Genomic DNA, 14,703 nt, shown 5'->3' on the forward strand with positions numbered 1-14,703 from the left:
CTGGTGACTGGTGACTGGTGACTGGGGACTGGTGACTGGGGACTGGTGACTGGTGACTGGGGACTGGGGACTGGTGACTGGGGACTGGTGACTGGGGACTGGGGACTGGTGACTGGTGACAGGAGGAAGAAGAAAAATAAATATTCCCTATTCCCTATTCCCTATTCCCTATTCCCTATTCCCTATTCCCTGACAACATAATAAAAGTGTGGCAGTTCGGAAAAAAGTCATTTGTTATGGGATGAAAAGCGCGTGATTGAGGCTGAAGTTCATTTATCACTACATAACTTTCTGCGATCGCAAGAGGGTTTTCCAACTTGGCCTCACCACTTGACGATGGCACGGTTGGTAGCACGGGCTTTGCGTTTGGGACGTAGTGCTTTAATTCAAGTCGGGGCTGTTTGTGGCTACCAGGGTCGATATCGCACCAGTTTTATCGCGTCTGCTTTGATGTGGCATGGTCCTGTAATTATTGTGGCATCGGCAACTGTCCAGCAGCGTTTACTAAATATAGAAATTCCCAGGTTACAGCAGTGGTTATCAGCTAATAAACCCATTAGAACAGGTGAAGTTTGGCCTGGTTCTGATTTTCAAGGGTTGCTGTTAACTTCCCCCCAAGCTTGGTTAAAAGGGCAGTTGGCTGATAATGGTAGTTTTCCCCCTAATATTCCTACTATTATTGATGGTGTTGATGATTTGGAAGATTGGGTACGTGATCAGCTAACTCAAGATATTCAACCTCATGACTGGGAGCAACTGATGTTGGCTTGTCCCCAGGAAGCTGAGGTAATTCGGGAAGCTAGGGTACAATTGACACATGAATTATTCCAACATCCAGAAAACCCGTACCACTGTTATCTGATTTCTCAAAGGGAAATTGAAATTTTACAAGGTTTGTATTCTAGCTTCGAGTCTATAAGTAATCTACCAAAAAGCTGGCAGGAATTTTGGCTGCTGTTCCAAAACTTGACCGAGGATTTTTCTCCTACTACCATCACTCCATCACCCCATCACCCTATTACCCTATCTTCTGCTCTTTTCTGGGCTACTATTGCTCGTCGTCAAGGATTATTTTCTTTACATTATGCCCCGATGGAATTGGCTAAAATACTCGCCCCTATTTGGCAGCGGCAACCTGTGGTATTGATTGGTAGTGCGGTAGAACCAGAAACGGAAGTTCCTCTATTTCGTCAGCGTTTGGGGTTGGAGGATGTGACTTGTTTGAAGTTTTCTAGTGATAGTCAAGGGGAGGCAATTCAACTTTATGCACCCTATAAGTTGCCTTTACCTAATACACCGGAATTTCAAGGGGCGTTTATTCATCAAGTTCGTACTTTGGTTTGTTTAAGTGCTACATCTCCAGGTATGACTGTGGTTTTGGTGGGGGATGTGCCGCTGAAAGCAAGGGTGGGGGCAATTTTGGCTTCGGAGTTTGGTTCACGGGTACAGGTGGAAAAAACTTGTTTGGATGAAAATGGAATTTTGGTGAGTGGTTGGGAATTTTGGCGATCGCATCAAGATGTTTTACCAGCACCCCGGTTGTTAATTATTGCCACTTTGCCTTTACCATCTTTGGAAAATCCTTTGGTGGCTGGTAGGGTAGCTCATTACAAGCGATCGCACCAAGATTGGTTTAGGTTATATTTATTACCTACTGCTTTAAGTGAACTGCAACGAGCGATCGCCCCAGTCCGGGAAAATCAAGGTATCGTGGCTTTACTTGATAGTCGTGTTGTGAACCGCAGTTATGGCGCTCAAATTCTCGCTGCTCTAAGTCCTCTAGCACGCTTAAATTATCTCGATCCCAGTCTGTTTTCTCCCAATAATGAAGACAATTCAAATGGGTAATGGGTAATGGGTAATGGGTAATGGGTGATTGGAAAACTAAAAATTCTCACTCCTGACTTCTTTCCAAAATCGCCGTGATTCCTGCGAACATAGATTAAGAAGCTAAAACGAACTTTAAATTATTGATTATGGGTGAAGCAAAACGTCGTAAAAGCACACTAGGAGAACAATACGGGCAAGAAACTCGCATTTTACCCTGGGTTCCTATCACTAAATCTCAAGCGGAATTGTTTGTGAAAATCACTACTCGCGGAGCTTGGATTGGTATTGGCGCTATGGTAGTAGTATGGGTAACAATCCGTTTTATCGGACCTGCTTTTGGTTGGTGGCAAGTAGTGGCTTAAAGTAGTGAACAGGTGATTGGTGATTGGTGATTGGTGATTGGTGATTGGTGATACAATTTTGGTTTTTGGATTATATTTCATGAACTCCAATCTAAAATCTAAAATCTAAGATATTGTCCCAGTCCCCAGTCACATCGAAACTATTGCCTAAATGGCTACTACCTGATCCTTGATTCCGCTATCTTCAGAGGAAGTCTGTAGATTTGGGGTTTTCTGTGTCTAAAATTTAGTATAAAATTTAACGAAATTTACTTAGGGTTTGCTGAATAAACGTAAAACTCAGAGAAATCAAGGGATTGAGGATGATTAAAATTAAAATTGTGCAAGGTTTTAGGTACTGTGAGCCTCAGAAAGCTTGCACTTTGTTAATCAATAGTAGACGAAGCATAAATTCACCAAAATAGAGATGGGAAGAAAAAGGCAAAAACTTACGCTAGAGTTAAGAAATACTGCTAATTCGGTTAAACACTACTTATAAAGGTGTAATATGCAACTGTTACCGGGTTGACTAGCAGGAGATTTGAGTTAGGCTGAAGGCTGATTGCTGACTAAACTCAGGAGACTAGTGCTAAACATATAAAGACAATGTTAACTTTGCTAGTTTTATCTGAGATTTATATATTGCAAACTGAATTGTTTGATACGACATACAGAATAGTTATCCACTACCCTAAGCAGGGTAACTAATTACAGACTTAACTATCTGTTAGGAATTGTATAGTATACAATACCAAAGGATGGGAAAATCTAAAGAAAATATAAAAGATACTCAAATGACTGTGGTGTCTGGAGGAAAAAAGTGTTTCTGAGACTGGCACATCAACATAGGGAATTTGTCCAAGACTTGGTAATGAACTTGCAAGCCTTGGCAATAGTTTTAGAGCGTAATGGCTACCCAGCTTCTTGCTACACCTGTGGCGACCAAATGAACAGTGCTTCGTTCATGGTAAGTTTAGGAGATAATCATCTTATTCGCTTTTTAGTATCAGATTACGGAATTACTTGGACTGAAATGCGGGATGACCGCGAATTGATGAAGTTAGAAGGCGCAGAAGCAATTAGCCAATTGCAGGAACTAGCTAATCTTGTCAAGCAATCTATACAAACTTATACAAGTCATAAAACTCTTGTTAAGAAGTGATAAATTGCCTAATAAGATAGAGAAGTGTTTAGCAGTAAAAATGCCTTGGTGCAAAACTGTTTTACGATCTTGTTTATGATCTTGTTTGTTCCTCATTTACCTGCAATATGCTGTGGTAAAGAGGAAATTGTTTTTTGGTAATTGGTAATTGGTGATAGCGGCTTTGTTTTTTCAACGCCTACCACCTTTTCACCATTACCGACAATGAACCTTGTTTTTGCGGTTTTGTCAAGTGTTTTGCAGGTCTGTTAAAATCTGATGGGTAAGAAAACCAATTATTCAGAAGATTGAAAATGACTCAAGAAACACCAAGTCAACCAAAATTACCACCTACCAGTGCGATCGACAAGTTAACAAAAACTGAATTTGATACTTGGTTTGAATATCCGATCAGAGTGCAGCCTCATCATACAGATTATGCTGGCATTACTTGGCATGGTACATATTTAACTTGGATGGAAGCAGCGCGGGTAGAATGTTTGCGCTCTATAGGTATTGATTTTGCTGATTTGGTAGCTTTAGGTTGTGATTTACCAGTGGTAGAATTATCAGTACGCTATCATCGCGCACTGCAATTAGGAATGATGGCGGTTGTGAAAACCCGGATGTTGGAAGTAACCGGTGTGCGAATGAACTGGGATTATAAAATTGTTTCTGCTGATGAGCAAGAATTATATGTTTCTGCTCAGGTGACATTGGTAGCATTAGACAGAGAAAGAGGTAAAATTATGCGTCAGTTACCTCCAGCAATGAAGGATGCACTGGCGAAAATTTCGGCTTCATACAAGTAATACAATTTTAGATTTTGGATTTGGGATTGGGAATCTTTTGAAATGTTACTTAACAGTATCAGCAATTAAAAATTTATTTTTCGCAAAGTTAAGTTTAATTACGCACAAGTATTTGGGAGATATTTTGAGTAATTTCAGAGATTTTCTGCCAAATATCTTGAGGTGTAATTCCAAAACCGAAGTATAATAAAACCACTATCGCTGCACAAGTTACGGCAGTTTTGATGGTGGTTTTGACTAATTTCCACAGGATGACAAATATTATCCAAGCGACTATTAAGGTAATGATCATACTCATCTTTTTCTAAAAAATAGAAAATTTTGTTAAATTAGATTATCAATTATATTTGAAAATGGCAAGATATTTAGTTATGTTAATCATTTTGCAAGCATTCATCTGTGATAAAATAATCACAATATTCAGTATATTTAGAGCTTACGCAAGATTGTAAAGGATCAAAATCAATAACTGATACTTTAAAATTACCATAAAATTACCATTGTTCAGGAGTCGGGAGCATGACAGATACACAAAAACCCAACAAACCCTTATTTTCTCAACATTATTTAAGATTTCGGATTCAACAATTACCAGAATGGCAATTAGATATTACCTCAGAATTTGAACAATTAAATAAAATCTATCTTGCCAAAAAAGCCATTTTACCCACATTAAACGAATCCCAAACAGAAGAAGAATTTATTAAACCTGTATTAGAAATATTAGGTTTTAAATATATTACTCAAGTAGTCACTCGTGGAAAAGGTAGATCCCAACGTCCAGATTATGCCTTATTTTCTAACACAGAAACAAGAGATATTGCTTACACATTACAAAGTAATGAAACCGCATTTTATAGTCAAGTATTAGCTATAGCAGAAGCTAAATATTGGGAAAGACAGTTAAGTAAAGTTTCTGCAAATGATAAACGTGATATCTTCAAAAATGAAAACCCATCTTTTCAGATTTCCAGTTATTTAACAGGTACAAATGTTGACTGGGGAATTTTAACCAACGGGAGAGAATGGCGGTTATATTATCGGTTAGCATCTTCTACAGCAACAGAATTTTATCCCATTGATTTGGTAGAATTATTAGAAAGTGAAGATGTAGATAATAAATTAGAAGATAAATTAGAGAAATTCAAATATTTTTGGTTATTTTTTAGACGTGCAGCTTTTGAAAAAGATAGCTATAATAAAAACTTTTTAGAACGAGTTAGAGAAGGAAGTACAACCTATGCGACTCAAGTAGGAAACGAGTTAAAAACATTAGTATTTGAACAGATATTTCCTGAATTAGCAGGAGGTTTTGTTGCAGATGCAACAAGACGGGGAAAAACTATCCAAGAAAAACAAGTTTATGCAGCAACTTTATCATTTTTATATAAGTTGTTATTTCTATTATATGCCGAAGCCAGAAACTTATTACCAATTACCACAGCTTACCGTGATTATAGTTTAATTAAAATTACCCAAGAAATAGCGGAAAGTCTTGATAAACAAAAAACATTAAGTCAAACTTCTACAAAGATTTATAAAGGTATTTTGAGTTTATTTGAAATAGTAGATAGAGGTGATGCAGCTTTAGAAGTACCTCGATATAATGGCGGTTTATTTCATTTTGATTTTCATGAAAACCAAGATATTAAAGATTATCCAGATAATCATTTTTTGTATGAACATCAATTGTCAGATGCAGTGTTAGCACCTGCTTTAGATAAATTAGCAAGATTTGAAAAATTACCCATTGACTACAGCTTTTTAGGTGTGCGACAATTAGGATCAATTTATGAAGGTTTATTAGAATATCGGGTAGTTGTTGAAGATGGAAATACGGGAAAAGTTCATTTAGAAAATGATAAAGGTGAACGAAAAGCAACAGGTTCTTATTACACACCTGATTATATTGTTAAATATATTGTTAGTCATACACTCAAACCGAGTTTAGAGGAGAGAAAACAACAATTTGCAGATTTAATGACGCAAATTAATCAAATCCAAGAAAATCTTAAAGATGGTAGGTTAGGTGTACAAAGTCGCAACGGTTTACAAAAAGATTTACAACGTTTAGAAAGAACTGCACAAAATACATTGTTAGATATTAAAATTTGTGATCCTGCGATGGGAAGCGGACATTTTTTAGTAGAAGCAGTTGATCTTTTAACTGATGAATTAATCGCCATTTTAAATGAATATCCCGAACATAACCCTGTTTTGGAGATGTTAGAAATTACCCGCAATAGTATTTTAGAGAATTTGCAAAACCAGGGAATTACAATTGATGTTAATAAATTAGAAGACACTCAACTTTTGCAAAGGGTGGTAATGAAACGCTGTATTTATGGTGTGGATTTAAACCCGATGGCGGTAGAATTAGCAAAGGTGAGTTTATGGTTACATTCTTTCACAATTGGCGCACCGTTGAGTTTTTTAGATCATCATTTACGTTGTGGAAATTCCCTCATTGGTACAACTGCAAAGGAAGCGGAAGCAAAAATGCAGCAAGAAGAAAGTGGCCAGTTAAGTTTATTAACTGGTCCTTTTGTGGGGTTATTGCGTGCTGCGGAAATTATGCGCGGTGTGAGTACGTTAAGTGATGCGACTTTTGCGGAAGTGGAAACCAGCGAAAGATTATTTAAAGAGTTTGATCAAGCTGCAAAACCTTATAAAAGATTGTTAGATGTTTATGTTTCTCAGTTTTTTGGAGTGAAACAAGCTAAGAATTGGTTAGAAAGATGGGGTACAAATGCAATTTACATGAATGTTGAAAATCTCAAAGATGCTGATTTTGCGGTTTATGAAGATGCGAGAAGGTTGTTTGAAGAGAAGCGGGTTTTTCATTGGGATTTAGAATTTCCAGAGGTGTTTATTGATTTGGAAAATGCGAGTTGGAAATATAATTCTGGTTTTGATGCTGTTATTGGAAATCCTCCTTATGGAGTAATTGATAAAGAATATACATCTGCAAATCAAGAATATATTAGTAATACTGTTATTTCCAAAGATATTTATTTATTTTTTATAGAAATGTCATTAAAGATAAGCTGTAAAAGTGGTAATTTTGGCTTAATTACTCCTAATACATGGATGACTTTAGAAAGTGGCTATGATTTCAGAAAATTAATGTTACAAACAACTAAATTAATGAATATAGCTGAATTTAGATCAGCTTTTCAGGATGCAATTGTTGAAACTGCTGCATTTATAGCTTCTAATAAAATTAATTATGATGAAAATACAGAAGTTGTAAATTTTGCAAATGAGAAAATTATTTCTAGATATTTCCGTTCTGCTTCAGAATGGTTGTTAAATGAAGAATATGTCATTGATTATTACCTGAATTCATCGGAAATCAATATTTTGAAAAAGTCTAATAATCAATGTATTAAGTTAGGAGAATTAGTTAATATATGTGGAGGTACGAAATTATATCAAAAAGGAAAAGGTAATCCACCTCAAACACAGTTAGTTGTGAAGGAAAAACCATATACATCAAATAAATTACTACCAGATTTTGAACCAATAATCACAGGTGGAAATATACAAAGATATGTCACTCAAAATGAACTTACTTATGTTAAATATGGTGTATGGTTAGCTGAACCAAGAAATGAAAATATATTTAGAAATCAAAAAATTATAGTCCGACGCACTGATGATTCAATTATTGCAAGTATTGATAGTGATCAAAGAATTTGTCAAAACTCTGTACATTGTATCATCAAAAAAGACGATAGTGATTATTCTGATTATTTCTTGTTAGCTGTTTTAAATTCTTTTTATATTAAATGGTGGTATCAAAAGAAAAATTTTCAGATGGTTGGTAAACCTTTTGCTGAGGTTAAAGTTATCTATGTGTCAAGAATACCAATTCCTAAAATATCCTTTACAACTCCCCCAGAAACCCGCCAAGAACATCTACAAAATCTCATTAACCTTTACCAACAATATCAAAATAATCAAAATGCTGATATCTTACTTACTCACATTATTCTTCACCTTAGTAGTAGTAAAGAATTAGTGATTGTTTGTTTATATCCTTTACTTATACAAATTGGTTTACACCAATTAGGATCATTACTTCTACAGAATTTCCATCATATCCACCAACAACCATCAGAAGCGGATGTAATTCATGATTTTCTGGCATATTTAGCAGAACAAATGATAGAATTAAACCAACAAAAACAAACAGAAACCAAAGGATTTATCAAATGGTTAGAAAGATTTATTGGTACTGATATTGATAACCTCACCAATAAATCAAAAATTCAGAATTATTTAGGTGATTATTATAAACAAAAACAAGGAGATAATCATTTAACCTTAGATGAATTAATTGATATTCTCAAGAAAAACAAAAAGAAAATCAAAATTGATATTACTACCAGAAAAGAACAGGAAACTTTAGGTAAAGAATATGAATCTAGTTTAAATGTTCTCTTACCTATTAAACAGCAGTTAAAACAATGTGATTGGTTAATTGATGAAATTGTTTATAAATTATATGGTTTAACAGAGGAAGAAAAAGCGATAATTGAGGGAGAAAATAGGTAAGTAATTTATCAAAATTTGTAAATAGAGTTATTTCTGGCGCTATTGTTATGTTAAAATTAGTTTTATATTGTAGAGTGCGTCAGAAATCAAAAATATGTTATTTGCACAATTGATGTACTGTGACTTACCCTATTAATGTTACAGTTACGTAACAGTTACGTAAATTATTATTATGAAACTGGTAGTAAACTTCTCAATTCGCTTTTTTATATTTTTAGAAAAACTTTACCATTGAATAGGAGAGAATCGCTTTATCTTCTGTCATAATGATGAAATCATGCTCTAAAGATTGACAGAGTAAAAGACGATCAAAGGGATCATTATGTACCGGTGGTAATTTAGCTAATTGAGTAATTGTAGTTTCAGTAATAGATAAACTGGAAATTAAATGTTTTTCACGCTGTTGGGGAAGGTAAATTTCAGGAGATGCTGGTAATGGTAATTTTCCTAATTGATATTTAATTGTTGCTTCCCAAACTGACACTACACTGAGATAAATCTCGTTATCTTGATTACTAATAGCATCATAATATTGGTCTGCTAGTCGTTTATTATTAGTAATAAACCACAAAAAGATATGAGTATCTAAGATAATTTTCATGGATTTGTAAATAGGTTAATAATTTCTTCAGGAAGGGGATCATTAAAATTATCAGGTACAACAAATTCACCTTCACATAAACCAATAGGACGGCGTTCTTTTTGAGTTGGTTTTGTTGGTATGGGTTTAATTTCAGCAATAGGTTTATCTGCTTGAATAATGATCAAGCTATTACCTTCTTGAATCAATTTGATAAATTCTGATAAATTGTTTTGAATCTCATCTATATTTAGGGTAATCATGGCATTTATCTCCATGGCTTCAATTGCAGCAATATTATTTTTATTCGTTCTAATTATATCATGAAAGAGTAGCGATCGCAGAAGATCCCCGACTTCTTGAAGAAATCGGGAATCTAGAACTTAAACCACAGAAATAAACTGAGGTTGAGTAGCTAACTTTTCAGTAGCAATAAAAACTTCCTGTCTAGCCCATTGATCTGCTGCTAAAATGTCATCTAAAGAAGGATTTTGTTTGTTATCATTTTGATGGCGATCGCACACCCATTCAATACACCGCGCAATATCCAAATAGCCAATTTTCTCTTCTAAAAATAGTGCCACAGCTTGTTCATTTGCCGCATTTAAAACCGCAGTCATCGAACCGCCGGCTCTACCAGCAGCATAAGCTAAATTCATGCAAGGATATTTTTGATGATCCGGTTCACGGAAAGTTAAATTACCGCATTTTACTAAATTCAATCTTTCCCAATTTGTGTAAATTCTTTCTGGCCAAGACATCGCATAAAGCAACGGTAAACGCATATCTGGCCAACCCAGTTGAGCCAAAACAGAAGTATCTTGTAACTCAATTAAAGAGTGAATAATACTTTGGGGATGAATGACAATTTCAATATCATCATAATCCATTCCAAACAAATAATGGGCTTCAATTACTTCTAACCCCTTATTCATCAAAGTTGCTGAGTCAACAGTAATTTTTTTACCCATTGACCAATTAGGATGTTTAAGAGCATCCGCAACTTTAACTGTGGGCAATTTTTCCACAGGCCAATCTCGAAAAGCACCACCAGAAGCAGTCAATAATATCTTTTTTAACCCATCTTTGGGTACACCTTGCAAACATTGAAAAATTGCCGAATGTTCCGAATCTGCGGGTAATAGTTTCACTCCGTGTTTTTCCACCAAAGGTAAAACCACAGGACCCCCAGCAATGAGGGTTTCTTTGTTTGCTAAAGCAATATCCTTACCCGCTTCAATCGCTGCGATAGTAGGGAGTAAACCCGCGCAACCAACGATACCAGTAACAACACTTTGGGAATCGCCATAACGGGCAACTTCAATCACTCCCGCTTCCCCAGCGAGTAAAATAGGTTGGGGATCAAGGTCCTTAATTGCTTCCTGAAGTTCTGGTAACTTATCAGCAGCAGAAATGGCGGCTATTTGGGGGCGAAACTGGCGAATTTGCGCTGCGAATAACTCCACATTGCGCCCAGCAGCTAAACCAACTATACGAAACTTGTCTGGATGCTCAGAAACGATGTCTAGTGTCTGAGTACCAATAGAACCGGTAGAACCAAGAAGGGTAATAGCTTTCACAATGATTTAACAATTTACGGATACTCTTAACTATAAATTGTTAAGGACTCACTTTTAACACTCACCACCGTCTAATTTGCACTTATGTCAAGATTGAATTTATTATATTGTTATTGCGTTGGATATATAGCCGAACCAAAGTATAGTATACTGCTAAATTTGACGAGATTTAACTATTATTTTCCAATTCAGATTCCACAACTCCAAACTTTACTTTATTATATAAATTCTGTAAAGAAATTTCAAAAGGTACAGTTACGAAAGATATGTTTTCATCTTCTTCATCGTACTCAAATAAATTCCATCTTTTCTTGCCAGTTTTAGAAAATTGTTCTACATGAATGCGGGTTTGATCAATTAATAAATATTCTTGAAAATTGGGAATTGTTCTATAAGCTGCAAATTTATCTTCTCTATCGTAACCTTTGGTTGATTTAGATAAAACCTCAATAATTACCTGGGGGTTGGTAATTGTATCTTTGCGATTATTGAAAAATTCTGGTTCATCTGCAATAATCATTACATCTGGATAAGGCAATGCTAGTATACCTTTTGGTGTATCGGTTTTGTTACTAGCTCAGAAAAATTGATAAATTCATGCCATGAAACTACAATATAAACTTAATTTTCTTGGCAGCATATAAACACATACCTAACAAAATCAACCCCTCACGAAAATGAGAAATATTAGATTTACCATAAGTCCTTTCCTGATATCTAACAGGTACTTCCACAATGTGCAAATTTAACTTTGCTGCACCAAATAATAAATCAAAATCTCCAAAAGGATCAAAATCTCCAAAATAACTTCGATTATTTGCTATTTTTTCATAATCTTCTCGCCATAAAACCTTAGTTCCACACAGAGTATCTTTAATATTACAATCCAACAAAAAAGATATTAACAAAGCAAAAAATTTATTAGCAACAGAATTTAACCAAGGCATTGCTTGATGAGAATAAGGATACACTAAACGCGAACCATTAATAAATTCACCGTGATTTGTAGCTATAACTTCTACAAATTTGGGTAAATCTTCTGGTTGTACAGTTAAATCAGCATCAAGAATTATTAAAATATCTCCCGTTGCTTTTGCAAATCCTAATCTTACCGCATCTGCTTTACCTTTACCTGTTTGTTTAAATGCTTTAAGCGTAAAATTTCCTTGATAGTTATTCACCACTTCTTGAATTTTATCCCAAGTATCATCCTGGGAATGTCCTTCAATAAATATTACCTCTGTACTTTTACCTAACTCTGGTAAACGTTCTACCGCAGCAGCAATATTTCCCGCTTCATTTCTCGCAGGAATAATTACACTGACATTATATTTTTTGACATCATTAATATTTTCATACCAAGCGGGACGGGCTATGACATAATTAGTTAAACATAGATGATTAACAATGGGCAAATAACCAATATATTGATTAATAAAATTAGTAATAATTGGTATTTGTTTAGGTATTAAAAATCTTCTGCCAATTTTTACTGGTTGATAACCTGTAATAGCTAAAAAATTCATCATATCATTCATTGATAACCAGTTTTGTGGAGGTTGGGGACGACGTTGATTAATTTTTTCCGCAAACCGCAGCACCGGTTCCCAAAGAAAGTTATGAAATACTAAAATAATTCTCGTTCTGGGATGACAAAACATTTTTACCCGTTCCATGACTACTTGAATATCTGTCAGATAACCAAGCACACCAGATAAAATAATAAAGTCAAATTTACAAGAGGAGATAGGAGTATTACTAAAAAAATCTAGATTCATATTTTCAGCATCAAGACAATAAAAATCTAAATCAGGATATTTATCCTTAGCAATAGAAACTACTGTTTCTGAAAAATCAATACCTACACCTAATTTGGGGTTAGTTGCTGCTAATAAATCTCCCGTACCGCATCCTATTTCTAAAACATTGCTACCCGATGGGATAATGAAATTATGTAATTTTTGGATATCTTGATAATAATATTTATTGCGACGATTCCACCAATCTAAGTCAAAGGCGATTTTATCGAAATATTGTTTGACTTCTGCTTTGAATGAGTTATTTTTCATGATGATAAAGATTAATGTTTGTTTAATTTTTGTAAATGAGTTTCCAACCTTTGACTGTACCCATAATCTCATATTTATTTAAAGTATTTGTGGGTATCTTAGGAGTTATCCAGGCATAGCTATTAGTTTGTAAATCTTGTATTTTTGTTATTTTACCTAATTGTGGTGTATAGAAACTTAGCAACATGAAAGTTTTTGAAATTTCTACTTCTGAATAATTAACAACTTCAGCATCTGATTTATTATTGACTGGGTTATCTATAACAAAGTTAATAGGTTTAACAGCAAGAATTTGATGAATTTGCGGTTGTTGGAGTTCGGTTCTGAAAACTGGATTTCTATCACCTAAAACACCTATAAATCCAAGGGTAGTTATTGTTAAATAAGGAGATATAACCCAACTAGCAAGCCAATATTTATTAGGCAAGAATTTACGATTTTTCCAAGTAGTATTAATAGTTGCCCAGCTTGCGCCTAAAATAATTCCTAATATACCATATTGCTGGATTTCTGGAGTGAGAGAGATTACAGGTAAGTGAATATTTAAAGTTATTAATGAACCTAAGACTAATAATAAGATGCCCAAGGTTGTAAAGGCAGACAATAAATAAGATATGATTTGATTTACTCGTTTTTTACGAAGTTGGTAAATATCTTCAAATCTTATTAGTGCTACAGATGCAAACAAAGCCATAAATGGTAATATTTGCAAAGGATAATAAGGTGTACGAGTTCTAAAACTACAGAGGAGAATAAACAAGATAATTGGATAACCTAGCAACAGAGATATACGATTATTTCGATAAAACCAAATACACACAATCCCTATAACGCTAAATAATGCCCAAGGAAACGTATTTAAAGGTATATTCCAAAAATAATAAAATGTGCCTGGGTTGTATGTGTCATCAGCAGATAAATAAAGCAATTTTCCAAATAAATCTGTTACAGGAAAAAAACTATTATATTTCAGGCAACTCAAAGTTAACCAAATGATTACAGGAATAAAACCAATGATTAAACCTAAATAAATGCCAAGATTTTCTAAATACCGATGTTGTTTATTCCTGAATATTAAATAAGGAATAATTGCTACTCCTGGTAAAATAATCATAAAACCTTTAATCAGGAATCCTAAACCAAAAGTAGCACCTGCTAAAATTCCCCAGAGGATTTTTTGCTTTTGCTGTTTATTGCCTAATTCTTCACCACGTAATAAAGCCCAAATTCCCAGTAGTTCAACACAGACTAATGGAGTATTTTGAGTTGCAGAACGTCCTTCAAATATCCATATTGGCATTAAACACAGAATTATTGCTGCTAAAAAAGCAATTTGGCGATTTAGGAGAATTTTACCAATTTGGTATGTAAGTATAACGCTAATAATACAGCTAATAATGCTAGGTAAACGGGCGCTAAATTCGTTGATGCCAAATATTTGATAAGTTAAAGCTATTAACCATTGGATACCAACCGTGCGATCATATATAGGTGTACCCCACCATTGGGGTGTTAACCAGTCTTGCGTTTCTAACATCCATCGCGCTTGCATGGCATAGTAACCTTCATCATGTGCCAACAAGCTACTATTGCCATTGTCTGCAAACAACAATAATGCACTTAATAATAGTAAACTTAACTGTGGATGTTTACGGATAACACTGGATAATCTTGGTTGCACCATTGCCGCATACCCCTGTAACTGGTAATATAGTAAATTTTAATACGTTAGTTAAGAAACAAGGCAAATTATACCACGGTTCGCTGCTGTTGCTATCCAATTGTCAAAT

12 protein-coding genes and 1 pseudogene are annotated in these 14,703 nt (G+C 34.7%); 6 read left to right on the forward strand and 7 right to left on the reverse strand.

Translation table 11 applies throughout. The features are described 5' to 3' along the window. Positions 1-45: 45 nt before the first annotated feature. The 5 genes from H6F47_RS18310 (at position 46) to H6F47_RS18330 (ending at position 4,124) form a co-directional block, all read left to right on the forward strand. On the forward strand, positions 46-201 hold the full coding sequence (locus tag H6F47_RS18310) for a hypothetical protein (protein WP_242027433.1): 156 nt from the start codon (positions 46-48) through the stop codon (positions 199-201). A 51-nt stretch (positions 202-252) separates the two neighbouring features. Next, entirely contained in the window at positions 253-1,848 is a 1,596-nt protein-coding gene (locus H6F47_RS18315; RefSeq protein ID WP_096572759.1) for an ATP-dependent DNA helicase, read from the forward strand. Positions 1,849-1,976: 128 nt separating this feature from the next. After that, the gene (locus H6F47_RS18320; RefSeq protein ID WP_096570208.1) at positions 1,977-2,192 is read left to right on the forward strand and encodes a DUF2839 domain-containing protein; all 216 of its coding nucleotides are present in this window, start codon (positions 1,977-1,979) and stop codon (positions 2,190-2,192) included. Between the two features lie 799 nt (positions 2,193-2,991). Beyond that, positions 2,992-3,333, forward strand: a complete 342-nt coding sequence (locus H6F47_RS18325) for a DUF1815 family protein (RefSeq protein WP_096570206.1) — start codon at positions 2,992-2,994, stop codon at positions 3,331-3,333. A gap of 293 nt (positions 3,334-3,626) precedes the next feature. Beyond that, complete coding sequence (locus tag H6F47_RS18330; RefSeq protein WP_096570204.1) at positions 3,627-4,124, forward strand: thioesterase family protein; 498 nt, start codon at positions 3,627-3,629, stop codon at positions 4,122-4,124. 94 nt (positions 4,125-4,218) lie between these two features. Here the strand turns inward: H6F47_RS18330 and H6F47_RS18335 are convergent, their stop codons facing one another. Continuing rightward, entirely contained in the window at positions 4,219-4,416 is a 198-nt protein-coding gene (locus tag H6F47_RS18335) for a hypothetical protein (protein WP_096570202.1), read from the reverse strand. 227 nt (positions 4,417-4,643) lie between these two features. Here H6F47_RS18335 and H6F47_RS18340 point away from each other — a divergent pair, with 227 nt between their 5' ends. After that, entirely contained in the window at positions 4,644-8,684 is a 4,041-nt protein-coding gene (locus H6F47_RS18340; RefSeq protein ID WP_190650385.1) for a TaqI-like C-terminal specificity domain-containing protein, read from the forward strand. Positions 8,685-8,898: 214 nt separating this feature from the next. On the opposite strand, the gene H6F47_RS18345 is transcribed toward H6F47_RS18340, so the two are convergent. The 6 genes and pseudogenes from H6F47_RS18345 to H6F47_RS18370 form a co-directional block, all read right to left on the reverse strand. Continuing rightward, positions 8,899-9,285: a type II toxin-antitoxin system VapC family toxin gene (locus H6F47_RS18345; RefSeq protein WP_190650387.1), complete on the reverse strand. Its 387-nt coding sequence runs from the start codon at positions 9,283-9,285 to the stop codon at positions 8,899-8,901. After that, the gene (locus H6F47_RS18350) at positions 9,282-9,527 is read right to left on the reverse strand and encodes a type II toxin-antitoxin system Phd/YefM family antitoxin (RefSeq protein WP_190346488.1); all 246 of its coding nucleotides are present in this window, start codon (positions 9,525-9,527) and stop codon (positions 9,282-9,284) included. The genes H6F47_RS18345 and H6F47_RS18350 overlap by 4 nt, the downstream gene beginning before the upstream one ends. 120 nt (positions 9,528-9,647) lie before the next feature. After that, entirely contained in the window at positions 9,648-10,844 is a 1,197-nt protein-coding gene (dxr, locus tag H6F47_RS18355) for a 1-deoxy-D-xylulose-5-phosphate reductoisomerase (protein ID WP_190650389.1), read from the reverse strand. A gap of 169 nt (positions 10,845-11,013) precedes the next feature. Continuing rightward, positions 11,014-11,376, reverse strand: a pseudogene (locus H6F47_RS18360) (Uma2 family endonuclease); the annotation flags it as partial. A 76-nt stretch (positions 11,377-11,452) separates the two neighbouring features. Continuing rightward, the gene (locus tag H6F47_RS18365) at positions 11,453-12,913 is read right to left on the reverse strand and encodes a glycosyltransferase (protein WP_190650391.1); all 1,461 of its coding nucleotides are present in this window, start codon (positions 12,911-12,913) and stop codon (positions 11,453-11,455) included. A 22-nt stretch (positions 12,914-12,935) separates the two neighbouring features. After that, positions 12,936-14,597 carry a glycosyltransferase family 39 protein gene (locus H6F47_RS18370; protein ID WP_190650393.1) on the reverse strand — a complete coding sequence of 554 codons (1,662 nt, stop codon included), beginning with the start codon at positions 14,595-14,597 and terminating at the stop codon, positions 12,936-12,938. Between the last annotated feature and the right edge of the window lie 106 nt (positions 14,598-14,703).

This window comes from Sphaerospermopsis sp. FACHB-1094, assembly GCF_014696195.1.
In the GTDB taxonomy this organism is placed as follows: Bacteria; Cyanobacteriota; Cyanobacteriia; order Cyanobacteriales; family Nostocaceae; genus Sphaerospermopsis; species Sphaerospermopsis kisseleviana.